11 protein-coding genes and 5 pseudogenes are annotated in these 16167 nt (G+C 68.9%); 10 read left to right on the top strand and 6 right to left on the bottom strand.

Translation table 11 applies throughout. The features are described 5' to 3' along the window. Window positions 1-35 precede the first annotated feature (35 nt). The 4 genes and pseudogenes from OG819_RS36665 to OG819_RS36650 all read left to right on the top strand — a co-directional run. Entirely contained in the window at window positions 36-2549 is a 2514-nt protein-coding gene (locus tag OG819_RS36665; RefSeq protein ID WP_266653427.1) for an amino acid adenylation domain-containing protein, read from the top strand. Window positions 2550-2572: 23 nt separating this feature from the next. Further along, window positions 2573-3577: a TauD/TfdA family dioxygenase gene (locus OG819_RS36660; protein WP_266653426.1), complete on the top strand. Its 1005-nt coding sequence runs from the start codon at window positions 2573-2575 to the stop codon at window positions 3575-3577. After that, window positions 3574-4644 (top strand): 2,3-diaminopropionate biosynthesis protein SbnB, encoded by a 1071-nt coding sequence (gene sbnB, locus OG819_RS36655; RefSeq protein ID WP_266653425.1) that lies wholly within the window; start codon window positions 3574-3576, stop codon window positions 4642-4644. Before OG819_RS36660 ends, sbnB begins: the two co-directional genes overlap by 4 nt. A 15-nt stretch (window positions 4645-4659) precedes the next feature. Next, window positions 4660-4808, top strand: a pseudogene (locus OG819_RS36650) (IclR family transcriptional regulator); the annotation flags it as partial. Here the strand turns inward: OG819_RS36650 and OG819_RS36645 are convergent. After that, entirely contained in the window at window positions 4792-5217 is a 426-nt protein-coding gene (locus OG819_RS36645; RefSeq protein ID WP_266633551.1) for an ATP-binding protein, read from the bottom strand. The pseudogene OG819_RS36650 and the gene OG819_RS36645 overlap by 17 nt on opposite strands. A 201-nt stretch (window positions 5218-5418) precedes the next feature. Between OG819_RS36645 and OG819_RS36640 the strand changes: the two genes are divergently transcribed. Both OG819_RS36640 and glpK read left to right on the top strand, forming a co-directional pair. After that, window positions 5419-6186 carry an IclR family transcriptional regulator gene (locus tag OG819_RS36640; RefSeq protein ID WP_266633553.1) on the top strand — a complete coding sequence of 256 codons (768 nt, stop codon included), beginning with the start codon at window positions 5419-5421 and terminating at the stop codon, window positions 6184-6186. A gap of 37 nt (window positions 6187-6223) precedes the next feature. Next, entirely contained in the window at window positions 6224-7738 is a 1515-nt protein-coding gene (gene glpK, locus OG819_RS36635; RefSeq protein ID WP_266633555.1) for a glycerol kinase GlpK, read from the top strand. 173 nt (window positions 7739-7911) lie between these two features. Here glpK and OG819_RS36630 read toward each other — a convergent pair whose 3' ends face one another. Further along, a complete protein-coding gene (locus OG819_RS36630; protein ID WP_323139435.1) occupies window positions 7912-9930 on the bottom strand; it encodes a DUF1996 domain-containing protein in 2019 nt (672 codons plus the stop codon). Window positions 9931-10090: 160 nt separating this feature from the next. On the opposite strand from OG819_RS36630, the pseudogene OG819_RS59190 reads away from it, so the two are divergent. Next, a pseudogene (locus OG819_RS59190) lies at window positions 10091-10174 on the top strand (hypothetical protein); the annotation flags it as partial. Between the two features lie 58 nt (window positions 10175-10232). Here the strand turns inward: OG819_RS59190 and OG819_RS36625 are convergent. Together OG819_RS36625 and OG819_RS36620 are read right to left on the bottom strand one after the other, a co-directional pair. Beyond that, a pseudogene (locus OG819_RS36625) lies at window positions 10233-11517 on the bottom strand (sugar ABC transporter permease). Window positions 11518-11521: 4 nt separating this feature from the next. Continuing rightward, window positions 11522-12007 (bottom strand): annotated as a pseudogene (locus OG819_RS36620) (ATP-binding cassette domain-containing protein); the annotation flags it as partial. Between OG819_RS36620 and OG819_RS36615 the strand changes: the two are divergent. Then, window positions 11997-13024 (top strand): annotated as a pseudogene (locus OG819_RS36615) (sugar ABC transporter substrate-binding protein). The pseudogenes OG819_RS36620 and OG819_RS36615 sit on opposite strands and share 11 nt — an antisense overlap. A 37-nt stretch (window positions 13025-13061) precedes the next feature. On the opposite strand, the gene OG819_RS36610 reads toward OG819_RS36615, so the two are convergent. Beyond that, complete coding sequence (locus OG819_RS36610) at window positions 13062-13844, bottom strand: polysaccharide deacetylase family protein (RefSeq protein WP_266653423.1); 783 nt, start codon at window positions 13842-13844, stop codon at window positions 13062-13064. Between the two features lie 389 nt (window positions 13845-14233). Next, entirely contained in the window at window positions 14234-14731 is a 498-nt protein-coding gene (locus OG819_RS36605) for a hypothetical protein (RefSeq protein WP_266653422.1), read from the bottom strand. On the opposite strand from OG819_RS36605, the gene OG819_RS36600 reads away from it, so the two are divergent. After that, a complete protein-coding gene (locus OG819_RS36600; RefSeq protein ID WP_266653421.1) occupies window positions 14730-14996 on the top strand; it encodes a hypothetical protein in 267 nt (88 codons plus the stop codon). The genes OG819_RS36605 and OG819_RS36600 overlap by 2 nt on opposite strands. 361 nt (window positions 14997-15357) lie before the next feature. Next, on the top strand, window positions 15358-16080 hold the full coding sequence (locus tag OG819_RS36595) for a GNAT family N-acetyltransferase (RefSeq protein WP_266653419.1): 723 nt from the start codon (window positions 15358-15360) through the stop codon (window positions 16078-16080). The last annotated feature ends 87 nt before the right edge of the window (window positions 16081-16167 follow it).

Raw genomic sequence — 16167 nt, 5'->3', positions numbered from 1 at the left:
ACCACGACACCGGCACCAAGCAGAGGAAAGACCCGATGGCAACGCATGTGAGTCCCACCCGCAGCGGCCGCGAGTACTGGCGCGGCGTGCTGACAGCCGGCGGCTTCACCCCCGCCCCACGCTGGACGCTTCAGCCGGTGCCCGGCGTGGCGGAGTACGAGACGCCGGTCCCCGACGACACCGTGACCGGGCTGCGCCGACTGGCGGCGGAGCTGACGGTACCGCTCGACTCGTTCCTGCTGGCCGCGCACGCCAAGGTGCTTGCGGCACTGTCCGGAGAACAGGAGATCACCACCGGCTACGCCGCCCGCGGCGGCAGCCCGCTCCCGTGCCGGCTCACCACCGCACCGGCCTCCTGGCGCGAGTTGCTGCACAACACCCATCAGGTCGCCGCCGAACTGCTGGCACACCAGGATGTCCCGGCCGAGGACGTCGACGTTCTCAGGCGCGAACTGGGCCTGGCCGGGCCGTTGTTCGAGACCGTTCTCGATCACGCCGCAGTCGACGGAGACCTCGCCGAGGACACCGCACTGCGGGTGGGCATCCGTCACCACGACGGTCGGCTCGTACTGCGGCTGCGCTACCGCACCGACGCCCTCGACGCCGACAGTGCCGCCCGCATCGCCGGCTACCATCTGACCGCGCTCGCACTGATCACCACCGACCTCGATGCCCAGCACGCACACCAGAGCCTGCTGTCCGCCGACGAGTTGCGGTTCCAGCTCGATCAATTGGCTGGGCCGGTACGGATGTTGCCCGATGCGCGGATGCACGAGCTGTTCGAGGACCGGGTGCGGACCCATCCGGACGCTGTCGCCGCCGTGCACGCCGACCGGCAGTGGACCTACGGAGAACTCAACGCCCGGGCCAACCGGCTGGCCCGCGCCCTGGTAGCCCGCGGACTCGATCGAGAAGGCGTCGTCGCGGTGGTGACCGAGCGCAACCTGGACTGGCTGGCCGCCGTCATCGCGGTCTTCAAAGCCGGAGGCGCCTACCTCCCCATCGAGCCGCACTTCCCGGCCGAACGTATCGCCACCACCCTCTCCCGCGCCGCATGCGCACTGGTCCTGACCGAACCCGGCAGCACCACCACCCTCGACCAGGCCCTCGACTTCCTTCCTGGAACCGAGCGACTCCTCGTCGACACGGCCTACGGGGAAGACCACGCCGAAGATGATCTCGGCATCCCCGTCACGCCCGGCCAACTCGCCTACATCTACTTCACCTCCGGCTCCACCGGTGAACCGAAGGGCGCGATGTGCGAGCACGCGGGCATGCTCAACCACCTCTACGCCAAGATCGACGACCTCCAGATCGGCGAGGGACACGTGGTCGCCCAGACCGCGCCACAGTGCTTCGACATCTCCCTGTGGCAGCTGGTCTGCGCGCTGCTGGTCGGTGGGCGGACCCTGCTGGTCGAACAGGACGTCATCCTCGACGTACCCCGCTTCCTCGACACCCTCATCGACGGCAAGGTCACCGTCCTACAAGTGGTGCCCTTCTACCTCGAGGCCGTCCTGACCGAGCTCGAACAGCGCCCCCGCACGCTGCCCGACCTGCGCTACGTGTCGGTCACGGGCGAGGCGCTGAAGAAGGAGCTCGCCGAACGCTGGTTCACCGCCAAGCCCAGGATCGGTCTCGTCAACGCCTACGGGCTCACCGAGACCTCCGACGACACCAACCACGAGGTCATGGACCGGGCGCCGGACCGCGTCCTGCTCGGCCGCGCGGTCAACAACGTACGCGTCTACGTCGTCGACGAACACCTCACTCCGGTGCCTCTGGGCGCCCCGGGCGTGATCGCGTTCTCCGGGGTATGCGTCGGCCGCGGATACATCAACGACCCCGAACTCACCCGGGCGGCCTACCTGGTCGATCCGCACCGCGAAGGCACGCGGCTCTACCTCGGCGGCGACTACGGCCGCTGGCACCCTTCGGGAAAGCTGGAATTCCTCGGCCGCCGCGATGCCCAGGTCAAGATCCGGGGGTTCCGGATCGAGATCGGGGAGATCGAGAACACCCTGCTCCGTCTCCCCGGCGTCCGCGACGGCGCGGTGGTGACGGTCGAACGCGCCGACCAGAGCAAGCACCTGGTCGCGTTCTACTCCGGGCCCAAGCCCCTCGACACCGGGACCCTCACCGATCGACTGGGTGCCTCACTCCCCGAGTACATGGTCCCCGCGGCCTTCCACTGGCGCGAAAGCCTGCCGCTGACCGCCAACAGCAAGATCGACAAGAAGGCACTGGCGGCGCTCGCCGAGGAACTCGCCGGCACCGAGGACGACCACCAGCCGCCGGCCACACCGACCGAGCAGCGCCTGGCGGCCGCATGGGCGAAGGTTTTGGGCGTACCGCAGGACCGGATCGGACGCCGCGACCACTTCTTCGACCGCGGCGGTACCTCCCTCTCGGCGGTGAAGCTCGCCATCGCCCTGGACCGCGCCGTGTCCCTCAAGGACGTGACCGCACACCCGGTCCTCACCGATCTCGCCGCTCTGGTCGACAACGGACCCGAGCATCACGCGACCCCACCCCTGACCTCCGCCTGACCAACACCGAAAGGAAAAGCACCATGCCGTACGCGACCCCGGCGCCCCTGCCGGAGGTGGACCTGCACCCCGACGGACCCCCGATTCTGCACACCGACACCCCCGACGACGCCCCTGCCTGGGCGACCGAACACCGGCAGGCACTGCGCACCCTCGTCACCGAACACGGCGCGGTCCTCATCCGCGGCCTGCGGCTGCGCGACGCGGAGCACGCCGGCGCAGTCCTCCACCGCCTGGCCCCGGCCCTGATGACCGACAAGGAAGCCTTCGCCCCGCGCCGGACCCACACCCCGGGCGTGTACTCCTCCTCGACATGGCCGTCGAACCAGCCGATGTGCATGCACCACGAACTCAGCTACACCCTCCGGCCGCCGGGCCTGATGCTGTTCGCCTGCCTGACCGCACCCACCACCGGTGGAGCCACCGCCGTCGCCGACGCGTCCGCCGTCCTCGAGGCACTGCCCACCGAGCTGGTGCACCGCTTCGAACAGGAGGGCTGGCTGCTCACCCGCACCTACAACGACGAGATCGGCGCCCCGTACGCCGAGGCCTTCGGCACCGACGACCGGACCGCCATCGAGGACTACTGCCGCACCCACGCCATCGAGTTCGCCTGGCAACCCGACGGGGGCCTGCGTACCCGACAGCGCCGCCCCGCCGTGACGGTCCACCCGGTCACCGGCCGCCGCTGCTGGTTCAACCAGATCGCCTTCCTCAACGAATGGACGATCGAACCCGAGATCCGCGAATACCTCATCGACGTCTACGGCGCCGAAGGACTGCCGTTCAACACCCGCTTCGGAGGCGGCGACCCGATAGGCCCGGACATCGTCCAGCTCCTCAACGACACCTACACCGCCCGCACCACCCGCGAGCCGTGGCAGGCCGGCGACCTCATGCTCGTCGACAATGTGCGCACCGCGCACAGCAGAGAGGCCTTCCAGGGACCACGCGAGGTGCTCGTCGCCATGGCCGAGCCGCTGCGCCTGGCCGAGTGCCCGCCGACCGGCGAGGTGAGCGCCGGATGACCACCGACCGTTCCCACGCCATGGAGTCCGTCATGTCCCAGCCGCACATCGTGCCACCGTTCGCGGTGATCTCCGGCGCCCAGGTCCAGCAGGCCCTGCAGGACCGGGAGAAGCAGGTCGTGGACCTCGTCGAGGCCACCTATCACCTGCACGCCGCCGGCGAGTCGGTCAACCCGCCGTCCTACTTCCTGCGCTTCCCCGACCGGCCCTCCGCCCGGATCATCGCGCTGCCCGCCTCGATCGGCGGGCCCGCGCGGGTGGACGGCCTCAAATGGATCTCCAGCTTTCCCGACAACGTCCAGGCCGGTATCCCCAGGGCCTCCGCGGTCCTCATCCTCAACGACCACGACACGGGCTACCCCTTCGCCTGTCTGGAAAGCTCCATCATCAGCGCCACCAGAACGGCCGCATCCGCGGCGCTGGCCGCCGACCACCTCACCCGCAACCGGCGCCGCCCCACCCGCATCGGATTCATCGGGACGGGCCTGATCGCCCGCTACATCCACACCTTCCTGACCGCCGTGGGCTGGTCGTTCGACGAGATCGGCGTCCATGATCTGTCCGACGACAGCGCCGCCGGATTCCGTGGCCACGTCCGACAGACCGGCGCCGCCGGACAGATCACCGTGCACGAGAGTTCCGAGGCAGTCATCCGCTCCAGCGACCTCGTCGTCTTCGCGACCATCGCCGACGAGCCACACATCAGCGACCCGGCCTGGTTCGGCCACAACCCGCTGGTCCTGCACGTGTCCCTGCGTGACCTCGCACCCGAGATCATCCTCGCCTCGGCCAACATCGTCGACGACGTCGACCACTGCCTCAAGGCCGACACCTCCCCGCACCTGGCCGAGCAGCTCACTGGCAACCGCGACTTCCTGCACGGCACACTCGCCGACGTCATGACCGGACGCGTGACACCCCCCACCGACCGGCCCCTGGTGTTCTCGCCCTTCGGCCTAGGAGTACTCGACCTCGCCGTCGGCAAATACGTCTACGACGAGACGGCCCGCTCCGGGGAGCTCCACGTCGTCGAGGACTTCTTCCACGACCTGCGCCGGCACGGATGACCGGCCGGCTGCGTGCGGGCGCCGCGGGTGGATCCATGGGTGGGTTCGAGGACGCGGGGCATGCGACGGCGCCGGGCAAGTGTGTGCTCAGGGGGCTGGACGACGAGTCGCGCAGGGACTACCTGTCGCGGCATCCGCCGGCGGATCTCACGCCGCGACGAGTTCGGCCCACCGGGTGATTCCGCCGGAATGGACACGTATGCCGTGCCGAGTCGCCAGTGCGTGGACGATCTCCTGGCCCCGGCCGTGCTCGTCCGGATCGATTCCTGGGGGCGACTGTCCGGCCGGAAGCGCGGATCCGGCGTCGGTGACTTCGACGCGCAGCGTGCTGAGCCCGTCGTTCCGTACCCATGACAGCCGCAGCTCCGCCGGGGGCAGGGCGTGGACGATCGCGTTGGTGAGCAGCTCCGAGACCACCAGGAGGGAGTCCTCGGCGATCTCGGGGGACAGCTTCCAGTCGGCGAGGACCACCTTCACACGTCGGCGTACGGCCGATACGGCCTCGGCGACGTGCGGCAACGGACCGACGTGTTCGACCGCCTCCCGAAGCATCGTATTGAGCTGTGCCGCCATCTGTTCTCCTCCGGTGAGCGCTGCCGGCCGGTTGCCGGGCCTCAGCGCGCGGTGCCGGGCCTCAGTGCACGTTAGGAAGCGAAGTGGTGGCCGGTCAATGAATGGCGGTCGCCATTACCGAACGCTCACCCCCGCCGGGTCGTGAACCGGCGGCGGCCTGCATGTGAAGCGAACCCCCCGTGGCGGTACTAGGCTCGCCTCATGGCCGGCCCAGTCCAGTCGATCGAACGGGCGGCGGCGATCTTGCGCCTGCTCGCCGGTGGGCCCCGTCGACTCGGGCTCGGCGAGGTGGCGGCCTCGCTCGGGCTGGCGAAGGGCACGGCCCACGGCATTCTGCGCACCCTGCAGCACGTGGATTTCGTGGAGCAGGACGCGGGGACCGGAAAGTACCAGCTCGGTGCCGCGCTGCTGCACCTGGGCACCAGCTATCTCGACGTGAACGAGCTGCGGTCGCGCTCCATCAACTGGGCCGATGCCCTGGCCGCCCGCAGCGGTGAGGCGGTCCGCCTCGGCACCCCCTTCGAGGGTCAGGTCCTGGTGATCCACCATGTGTTTCGGCCGGACGACACGCTCCAGACGCTGGACGTGGGCTCACTGCTGCCTCTGCACGCCTCCTCGCTGGGCAAGGTTCTGCTGGCGTTCGGCACCGCGTCCCTCGAGTCGGCTTCGGAAGCCGGGCTGGAGGCGTACACCCGGCACACTGTGGTCGTCCCCGAGAAACTCACCCGGTCACTCGCCGGGATCCGGGAACTGGGCTGGGCCGCGGAGGTCCAGGAAATGAGCATGGGCGAAGCCGCCATCGCCTCGCCGATCCGGGGGCACGGCGGCCTCGTGGTGGGTGCCATCGGCCTCTCCGGCCCGATCGAGAGAATCTGCGACAGTCACGGCCGTCCTCGGCCGAACCTGATCACCCTGCTCCGCGAGGCCGCACGGGCGATCTCCAGAGATCTGGGAGCAGCACGCTCGTAGAACTCCGCCTCCTCGACCTCGGAAGGCAGACCCGATCATGGTTGAACGGTATGTGATGTCCATCGATCAGGGCACCAATTCCACCCGATGCATTCTGTTCGACCACCATGGGCGACTGGTGTCGGTCGCCCAGCGGGAGCATCGGCAGCACTTTCCCAGGCCCGGCTGGGTCGAGCACGACGCCGTCGAGATCTGGCGCAATCTGCGGCGCATCGTGCCCGAGGCGCTCTCCGACGTCGGCGTCGGCGCGGCGGAGGTCGCCGCCATCGGTATCGCCAATCAGCGGGAGACGACGGTGCTCTGGGACCGGCGTACGGGCGCTCCGCTGGGCAGGGCGATCGTCTGGCAGGACATCCGTACCGCACCGCTCGTCGAGGACCTGAGAAAGCAGCCCGGAGACGAGTTCTTTCTCGAGCGTTGCGGCCTGCCCCCCTCGACCTACTTCTCGGCGCCGCGGATCCGCTGGCTGTTCGACCATGTGAACGGACTGGACCAGCGCGCCAAGGACGGCGAGGTGCTGTTCGGCACGATGGAGAGCTGGCTGATCTGGAACCTCACCGGCGGCACGGAGGGTGGTCTGCACATCACCGACGCCACCAATGCCAGCCGCACCATGCTGATGAACATCCGCGGGCTCACCTGGGACCAGGAACTTCTGGACTTCTTCGGGGTTCCCCGCCCCATGCTGCCCGAGATCCGGTCCTCGGCCGAGGGCTACGGCGATGCGCGCTCGCTCCTCCCGGGTGTTCGCATCACGGCCGCCCTCGGTGATCAGCAGGCCGCTCTGTTCGGCCAGACCTGCTTCTCACCGGGTGAGGCGAAGTGCACGTACGGAACGGGCAGCTTCCTGCTGCTCAACACCGGTACCGATGTCGTACGCTCCCGGCACGGACTCCTCACCACCGTCGCCTACAAGATCGGGGACCAGCCCCCGGCGTACGCCCTGGAAGGGTCGATAGCCGTCACCGGCTCGCTGGTCCAGTGGTTCCGCGACCGGCTGGGACTGATCAACAGCGCGCCGGAGATCGAGACGCTCGCGCGGACGGTCGAGGACAACGGCGGTTGCTACATCGTTCCCGCGTTCTCGGGTCTGTTCGCGCCCCACTGGCGCAGCGACGCACGCGGTGTCATCGTCGGCCTCACCTCGTACATCACCAAGGGACACCTGGCCCGAGCCGTCCTGGAGGCCACCGGCTGGCAGACGCGCGAGGTCGTCGACGCCATGAACGCCGACTTCTCGGTCGCGCTGAAGGAGCTCAAGGTGGACGGTGGCATGACCGCGGACAACCTGCTCATGCAGTTCGTGGCCGACGTGCTCGATGTGCCCGTGGTGCGGCCCATGGTCGCCGAGACGGTTTCCCTCGGCGCCGCCTACGCCGCGGGCCTCGCCGCCGGCTACTGGCCGGACCTGGAAGTCCTGCGCCGTAACTGGCACCGGGCCGCCCAATGGCTTCCGGACATGGCCCCCGAGCGGCGAGAGCTGGAATACGACAACTGGCAGCGAGCCGTCGAGCGGTCGCTGGGGTGGATCAAACCGCCGAGGTCCACGTGATCCCGCCGAGGTCCACGTGATTCCGGGCGTCCACGATGCCCGTGCCCAGTGCGGTCATGCGGGGCTGCCGCCGGGTGAAGACCGTGTCGTCGAGTCGGGAACGCCGACGACGGCGCCGCCCGTACCCGCGACGTGCGGGTACGGGCGGCGCGGTTCTTTCGGCCGGGGGTGCGTCACACGGAGGTGCGCCGGATGCGGACCAGGAGCACCAGGCCCGCGATTACGAGAACGCCTCCGCCCGCGGCGGGCCAGAGGGTCGTGCCGGTGTTGGCCAGATCGCCCGTGACCGCTTGCGGTTCGGTCTGAGACTGAGACTGCGACGTGTCCTGCGCTGTCGCCTGCGTGGACGGAGCGTCCTCGCCCGTGGCCGGCGTCTGCTCGGGGTGGGTCGCATCGGTGCCGTGGTCGTCGTTCGAGCCGCCCCGCGGTGCGGCGGCCGCGTCGCTCCCCGCGGCCGAGGGCTTCGTGTCCGCCTTGGGTACGACGCCACTGTTGCCGGTGGCCTGGCCGCCGTTCGCCGGTTCGGTGGTGCGCGGCGTACTGGCCGGGGGCTGCGTGGTCTGCGTGTCCGTGGGGGTGGCGGAGGCTGTCGCGTCGTCGCCGCCGGACGAGGCGTCAGGGCTCGGTGTCGGTTCCTCCTGAGACGGCTCACCCGTACCGGCGCCGCCGCCGTTACCGTCCCCAGCATTGCCATTGCCATTGCCGGCTCCTCCACCGGCACCGTCGCCGCACTGGCGGCCGGCGTTGATGCAGTCCACCATCTCCCGCATGAGGGAGGCGTCGAAGACGTTGATGAAGTCGTCGTGGTCGGTGATCGCCTTGTGCACCTGCTCCGGGAACCCGTCCACTGCGTACGGGTTCTTCACCTGGCCGTTCTCGAGGGTCGGCGCCGGAACGTCGTAGATCAGCCGCATCGTCAGCTGCGGGATCGCCTTGAAGCCGCCCGAGCAGTTGCCGTCGGCGCCGGCGAAGGCCACGTGCGTACGGTGGTTGGCGCTGTCGATGTTCTGGCCGTCCCAGCAGCTCTGGAAGGCGAACGACCGCACCACGCTGCTGCCCTGGGGGCAGATCGGGTACTTGTCCGTCAACTGCACCTTGTCCTCGAAGCCGGTGCAGCTCCAGTGGGCGTTGGCGTTCGCCGGACCGTTGGTGAACGCCTTGGCGTCGCCGGTGATGATGCGCAGGAACGTCGGCATCTCGACGACCTTGCTCTGCGGGTTGCCGATGAACTCGATCTGCGCCTGCTTGGCCTGCAGGACCTTCCCGACGTTGCCCTCCAGGCCGCCACCGTTCTTGTCGGCGTCGAACTCCTGCGTACCGTCCTGGACTCGGAGCACCGGCCAGTAGTACGTGGACTTGTCGCCCTGGTTCTGGCAGGTGGTCGCGGCCTTGGCGAGATCGTCGTTCGTGGCGAACGCGTCGTTCGACTGGTTGCCGACGTAGTCGTGCAGGTGGTGGGCGCCGTTGGTGACACCGGGGGCGACGATCACGTTGTCGGTGTTGAACTTTTTGTTGGCGTTCACACCGCACGAGCTGGTGAACGTGCCGGTCGAGGCGTTGCCGCCGTTGCCCGGCTTCTGCGGCACGTTCGGCTGGACCGTCGTGATGTCCACGAAGTCCGCGGCGACGGGGCCGCTGACGCCGCTCGCGCCGCCGCCCTGCTGACCGCCGTTCTGATTGCCGTTGTTGTTCTGCTGCTGGCCATTGTCGTTCTGGCCACCGGCGTTGTTCTGGGTCTGGTCCGCGGGGACCGCCTTGCAAGTGGCGAGCGCGTCGAGCGAGTTCGGGGCTTCGGCGCCCGCGTCCTTGAAGTCGGTCTTGATGCGGTCGATGGCCGCACCCCGCTTCTCCTTCAGTGGCGCGAGGATCGCGTTCTGGATGAAGTTCGCGTCCTGTGCCTGCGCCTGCTGCTCCGAGGTCAGTCGTGCATACGCTTCGGAGACCTGCTGGTCGAGGAGGGCGAGTTCCTTGTCGACGGCCTCCCTCGCTTGCTGCGGCACCTCCGCGAGTTGGCTGCCCACGTCCGGACAGTCGATCGTGGCGGCTCCCGACGACCAGGTCTGGTTCGCCTGCTGACCGGGCGCACCGTCCGAGCCGCTTTCGGTGGCTGAAGCGTAGACATTGACCGCTACGAGCCCTCCTCCGCCCAATATCAGCGCGGCTGCGGCAAAAGTCGCACGCTGTGCCCCCATGGGGCGTCTGCGCGTGTTGCGTCTCACGTGTGTACTCCTACGTCCCGTTGCAGGCCCGGCATGGAAATCCCCCATGCCATACGCAGACGAGCCCGGCAGCGTTCAAACGCCTCACGAATTCACAGCAGCCTCGTAGCTCGGCGCCAAACATGCCACGCTTCAGGGCAGGTCGGCCGCCACGGGAGCACAGTTGGATCAGTGGACCTGCAACGGCGGAACGAACCAGCAGTGGAGTCTTTCCTGACCGAGGGCGGGACGGGTGAGCCGTGTTGTCCGGTCACCCGTCAAGCCCGTCTCACCCGTCAAGCCCGTCCGTGTGCCTTCTGCGAGCGGCGCGACAGTGAGTCGATGAGCACCGCGGCGAAGAGCACCCCGCCCGTGATGACGAACTGGACGGCGGCGGGGGTGTCCGTGAGCGCCATACCTGAGGCGATCGACTGGATGATCAGCATGCCGAGCGCCGCGGACCAGGTGGTGCCGCGCCCTCCGAACAGGCTGGCACCTCCGATGACGGCTGCCGCGATGGCATTGAGCAACAGGACGCCCGAGCCCGAACTCTGGCTCACCGAGGTGATGCGCGACGCGAGGAACAGACCGCCGATCGCTGCCATGGTGCCCGAGATCGCGAGCACCGAGGTCTGTACCCGCGTCACGCTGAGGCTGGCGCGACGGGCTGCCTCGACACTGCCGCCGACTGCGTAGACCTGCCGCCCGTAGTGCGTGGTGGCGGAGCACGATGTCGAGGCCGGCCACCACGGCGAGGAAGATCAGGAGGGCGAGCGGCAGGCCCTGGAAGCGGTTGAGCAGATACGCGCCGGTGAACGCGATCACCGCGAGAGCTCCGGTGCGCGCGGCGATCCCCCCGAGTGAGCGGTGCGGCATGCCGACGGTCTTGCGGCGCCGCCTGTCCTGGTAGTGGACGAGGAAGACGATGGTCGCGGCGATCGCCGCCAGGCCGTAGGCGGCACCGTCGTTGGTGAATTAGTAGCTGGTCAGTTTGGCGACGAGCCCGTTCTCGTCGAGGTTGACGGTGCCGCTGGTCCCGAGGATGGACAGCATGAAGCCGTTCCAGGTGAGCAGTCCTGCGAGCGTGACGACGAACGCCGGCACCCGGGTCCTGGCGAAGGAGAAGCCCTGGATGGTTCCCGCCGCCGTACCCGCGAGCACCCCGATGATGGCGGCAAGCCATTCGGGCACGCCGTTGTCCACGTTCAGAACGGCGAAGACGGCCGCCGCGAGACCGCTGATCGAGCCGACCGACAGGTCGAGTTCACCGATCAGCAGAACGAAGACGATGCCGACCGCGATGAGACCCGTGCCCGCGACTTCCACGCTGAGATTGGACAGGTTCCGGGGCGAGAGGAAGCTCTGGTTCAGGGACTGGAAGGTGATCCAGACCGCGGCGAGGACGAGGAGGACGGGCAGTGAGCCCACTTCGCCGGCGCTCAGCTTGTGCCGCGAGACGGTGACCCATCGCTCGGCGGCGCGCGCGAGGGCATGGGCGACGGCCCGCCCACGGCGGGGCCGAGGATCCTCGGCGTGGGCTGTGGTGGGTTCGGCCCGAGCGTTGTCCGCCGTCCTGCGCATCCCTTCACCACCCCGACTCGTGGGAGGCCATCCGGTGGGGCACGTTCTCCGTGGCGCCGGTGACGGAGGAGATGATCTGTTCCTGAGATGCGGTGTTCACGTCGAAGAAGCCGTTGTTGCGACCGAGCCGCAGCACGGCGGCCCGGTCCGCGAGAGCTTTGACGTCGCCCATGTTGTGACTGATGAGCAGTACTCCCAGGCCGCGGTCGCGCAGTTGGTCGACGAGATCCAGGACCTCGCGCGTCTGCTCGAACCCCAGAGCCGCGGTCGGTTCGTCCAGGAGGAGAACCCGTGGGTTGCCGAGGAGCGAGCGGGCGATGGCGACCGTCTGCCGCTGGCCACTGGACAGCGAGACGGTGGGGACGCGCAGATCGGGAACACCTTTGGTCAGGCGTTCCAACAGGTGTTTGGTACGGCGCTCCATCTCCACCTCGTCGAGGAAGCCGAACCTGCGGATCTCCCGCCCGATCGCAGGATTCATGACGACGTCCCTCGCCGCCTGCGAAGAGGAGGAGAAGGGCACGGACGGCTTCACTGTCGGCCTGCTGCTCCCGAGCCGAACCGTCCCCCGCTGGGAGCGGTCCGACAGGCCGCTGATCGAGAAGCGGCTGAAGCAGCTGTGTCCCCACTGCACCATGGAGTACGCCAACGCCCAGAACGACGCGATGAGGCAGCGGCAACAGATGAGCTCCATGGTCACCAAAGGGGTCAGGGTTCTGATCCTCGACGCGACCGACGCCAGGGCGCTGCGCTCATCGATCCAGGAGGCGCGCGAGGCGGGGGTCCCCGTCATCGCCTACGATCGGCTCGCCGAAGGTCCGATCTCGGGGTACGTCAGTTTCGACGGTGCGCAGGTCGGCAGGCTCCAGGGCGAGGCGCTCCTGAAGGCCATGGGCGACAAGGCGAACGGCGGAAACGTCGTCATGATGAACGGCGATCCGACCAGCCCCAACGCGGCGCTGTACCGGGGCGGCGCACTGTCCGTCGTCTCAAGGTGAAGGTCGGCAGGTCGTACGGCACCCCGGGCTGGAGTACGGACAGCGCTCACGCCAACATGTCCGCCGCGATGGCGGCCCTCGGCCCGGACCGTATCGACGGCGTCCTGGCGGCCAACGACGCCATAGCCGCAGGCGTCATCTCGGCTCTCAAGAGTGCCGGTGTCAAGGAGCTTCCTCCCGTCACCGGCCAGGACGCCGACCTCGACGCCGTGCAGCGCATCGTCAGGGGCGAGCAGTACATGACGGTGTACAAGTCCTTCAAGGCGGAGGCCGACGCGGCTGCCGCCATGGCCGTCGCCCTGGGGCGCGGAGGAGATCTCCGCGAGGTCGCCACGACCACGGCCGACAGCCCCACCACCAGGCGCATCCCCTCCGTCCTGCTCACTCCGAGTGCGGTGACGGTGGACGACATCAACCCCACACTGCTGAAGGACGGGATGTACACCGTCGACGAGATCTGCACCCCCGAGCTCCGGCCTGCCTGCGACGAGGCCGGACTCACCAGGTGAGCCGGACTCACCAGGTAACGGGACGAGTGACGGGTACTCAGCGTACGGGAAAACCGAAGGCGTATCCCTGCTGCTTCAGCCAGGGCAGGACTTCGCGCAGGGCGGCCACGGTCTGGGAGCGGTCTCCGCCGGCGTCGTGGAAGAGGACGGTCGGGCCGTTGGAGATCTCACTCTTGACGGTGGTGATGACGGCGTTGGTGCCGGGGCGTTCGAAGTCCTTGGAGTCGACGTTCCAGCCCAGTGGCCGCATGCCCTGGGCGGCGGCGAGGTGGCGGCTGTAGGGGGTGAAGGCGCCGCCCGGGGCGCGGTAGTACAGCGGGCGGACGCCTCCGGAGGCCTGGGTGATCATGCGTGCGGCGTCCAGGATCTGCTGGGACTGGTAGGCCTGGGATTTGGTGTCCATGGTGGTGTCGTGCGAGACGGTGTGGTCACACAGCCGGTGCCCGGCGGCCACCACCGCCTTGACCAGGTCGGGGTGGGCCTGGGCCTGGGTGCCGACCATGCAGAAGGTGGCCTTGACGCCGTTGTCCCGCAGCACCCGCAGGACTTGGGGTGTCCAGGTGGGGTCCGGTCCGTCGTCGATGGTGATGTTGACACCGAGGGCCCCTCGGTCCGAGGCGTGGGCGATGTCCATCGACACCGGCTTCCCGCCGGGAGCCTTGGCCCCGGCGTTCGACGCGCCGGCGTGGGCCGAACTGTGCTGCCCCGCGACGGGATTGGCCTGGGCGGTCCATATGGAGGTGGCGGCAGCCGCCGCCGTCACGCCGACCGCCGCCGCGAGCACCCGCCTGTGCCAACCCCGTCCGCCATGCCGTGCCATGTCCGCCCCACTCCTCGCCGTCCTTGTACATCTCGTGCACCCATGAGGACGGAGGAGGGACGCCGTTGGATGCGTCCGTTACCGATCAAGGACAATTCCGCGGGATTCGGGGACAGCGCGGTGACACAACGTAGGGGGAAGCCCTCAACCCCCGGCCGTGGCTGCTGCTATGATTGATCTTGAGCTTCCCGCCCGAACGAACGGCGGCGAGCCCGGCGTTGGTGGTCCAAGGAAAGACGCCCCGCTTCCTGCGGGGAAATGCAGGTGCAAGGCCTGCCCGGCGCTCCGCAGAGCCCCTTCCGGTACTCCGAAAGGGGCTCGTTTTTTGTCGCCGTGACGACCTGATCAGCCGGGGGGACCGGCTTGCCCTTCACCGGGGGTGTTGACGTTCAGCCGGTGCGATGGGAGCGAGGCCTGGTCGACGACTGACCTCCGGCCACGTGGGTCCGCTCCTGACCGACCGCCAGTGTGATTGCCGCCGGTCGCAGTCCGGGTGCGCTTGCGGTGAGTGTGACGCGGCCCGGACTCTTCGCCGGCCGGAGGATCGCGAGTGCCTGCCCGTGCCAGGTGTGGCGGCGTGGTTGTCCGAAGCTGTCGACGTTGTGCGGGTTGCCGTTGCCCACGACGGCGAGCTCACCCGCGCCGTCGACCTGGAACGTCACTTCGAGCGCCGCGTCAGGGACGAGACGGCCATGCCTGTCGGTCACTTCGACGAGCACGTGCGCGAGATCGTCGCGGTTCGTGGTGAGGCCCGTGACGTCCGAAACGAGCCGCAACGCGGCCGCGGCGCCCACCGTCCCGAGCGTCGTTCGGCCGATCTCCTCGCCGTCGCGGCTGGCGACCGCCGTCAACTCGCCCGTGGCGTACGGCACGGAGAAGGTGGCCATGGCACGCTGGGGAGTCGTCGAAGGACCGCTCTCGGGCCCACGCGGCCCGGTCCGGCACTTCGTGATCGGCGGCCGTCGCGGTCGGCTGGTCGAGTTCGATCGCCGCCGTGCCCACGGCCACCGCGCCGAGTTGCAGAGCTCGGCGCCGTGTCACACCGCCCGGGGTCCCACGCGAGTCCTCCATCACGCCATCACTTGCCCGGTTCTCCACATCGTCGTGGAGCCGCTGTTCCTTCATCGCGATGTCGTCCACCCCGCCAAGTGATTCGGTATTCCGAACGGAAGTCAGAGAGTTGAACTGTCGTAGACATGACAGGATTAGAGCGGTGGAGCAGACGGGTCAAGACAGCGGACGTCGCCGGCCGACGGCCTGCGTACAGATGAAAGCCCGGCTGGACGGGGGAGGCCAGCCGGGCCGTAGGTGGTGGCGTGCGGAGGGCGGTCGCCTCTCGGCGGAAGGCTCCATGGGGCTTCAGCCGGACGATCGTCCCCAAGGGCTGTAGGTGAGGCCCGGGGACACTGTCCCCTCCGCAGCCACGCACTGGTCAACGGGCAACTGTCCCGGGTTGTTCCGCAGTTGAGGCCGGGCGGCGTGTGAGCTGGGGCACGCTGGCAGTATGGGGGCCATGTCGAGGGAACCGCTGCTGATCAGAGCCCGTGGGCTGTGGGAGGGGCTGGCCGGAGTGCCGGTGTCGTTCGCGCCGACGGGTGGTGTGCACGTGGTCGTCTCCCTGGAGTCCGCGCTGTGCCCGGTCGGCTGGGTCGGGGTGGTGGCTCTGAGCGGATCGGCGATCGTGACCGTGCCGAGCGAGAGTGCCGCCGTGATCGTTCGCGACGCGCTGGCGAGTCTGCCGGTGGAAGACGTCGTGGACGGCGCTGTGGTCCGGGAGGTGCTGCCTGTGGCTCGGATGCTTGGGCCGGCGACACTGGCATACGCGTCTCCGGAGGGTTTCCGCCCGGCGGAGGCCGGTGCGTTGACAGTGGAGCAACTGCCCTCTGGCGACCTGGAGCTGTGGCTCCTGGAACAGGAGGCGGGTCATGAGGACGCTGGTGAGGCCGCCCTGGACGAGATCACGTCCCCCGTGTTCGTGGTACGGGAACACGGTCAGGTGGTTGCCGCTGCTGGGTATCGGGCCTGGCCTGGCCGGGCCGCCCACATCGGCGTACTGACGGCGCCACAAGCGCGAGGGCGAGGACTGGCACGGGTGACGGGCTCGGCGGCGGTCGCGCATGCCCTCACTGCCGGCCTCCTGCCGCAGTGGCGTGCGCGGCCTCCCGCCTCCCGGCGTGTCGCCGCCGTATTGGGGTTCGAGGAACTGGGCTCCCAACTCAGCCTGGAGATCGCGTAGCAGGAGTCGGGGACCGTTGTCGGCCCGCCTCCTCGAACACGGGGGAGGGACCGGCACCGCACTGTCCCTGGCTCACACCAGCGGCCT

The organism is Streptomyces sp. NBC_01549 (assembly GCF_026339955.1).
Taxonomy (GTDB): Bacteria; Actinomycetota; Actinomycetes; order Streptomycetales; family Streptomycetaceae; genus Streptomyces.
This window is presented reverse-complemented; position numbering and strand designations above follow the sequence as displayed.

What these genes read in the sequence shown, in the direction of transcription:
- OG819_RS36660 (WP_266653426.1), top strand. Translation starts at nt 2,573, where the DNA reads ATGCCGTACGCGACCCCGGCGCCCCTGCCGGAGGTGGACCTGCACCCC.
- OG819_RS36645 (WP_266633551.1), bottom strand. Translation starts at nt 5,217, where the DNA reads ATGGCGGCACAGCTCAATACGATGCTTCGGGAGGCGGTCGAACACGTC.
- OG819_RS36600 (WP_266653421.1), top strand. Translation starts at nt 14,730, where the DNA reads ATGGCACGCTGGGGAGTCGTCGAAGGACCGCTCTCGGGCCCACGCGGC.
- sbnB (WP_266653425.1), top strand. Translation starts at nt 3,574, where the DNA reads ATGACCACCGACCGTTCCCACGCCATGGAGTCCGTCATGTCCCAGCCG.
- OG819_RS36665 (WP_266653427.1), top strand. Translation starts at nt 36, where the DNA reads ATGGCAACGCATGTGAGTCCCACCCGCAGCGGCCGCGAGTACTGGCGC.
- OG819_RS36610 (WP_266653423.1), bottom strand. Translation starts at nt 13,844, where the DNA reads ATGGCACGGCATGGCGGACGGGGTTGGCACAGGCGGGTGCTCGCGGCG.
- OG819_RS36630 (WP_323139435.1), bottom strand. Translation starts at nt 9,930, where the DNA reads ATGGGGGCACAGCGTGCGACTTTTGCCGCAGCCGCGCTGATATTGGGC.
- OG819_RS36640 (WP_266633553.1), top strand. Translation starts at nt 5,419, where the DNA reads ATGGCCGGCCCAGTCCAGTCGATCGAACGGGCGGCGGCGATCTTGCGC.
- OG819_RS36605 (WP_266653422.1), bottom strand. Translation starts at nt 14,731, where the DNA reads ATGGCCACCTTCTCCGTGCCGTACGCCACGGGCGAGTTGACGGCGGTC.
- OG819_RS36595 (WP_266653419.1), top strand. Translation starts at nt 15,358, where the DNA reads ATGTCGAGGGAACCGCTGCTGATCAGAGCCCGTGGGCTGTGGGAGGGG.
- glpK (WP_266633555.1), top strand. Translation starts at nt 6,224, where the DNA reads ATGGTTGAACGGTATGTGATGTCCATCGATCAGGGCACCAATTCCACC.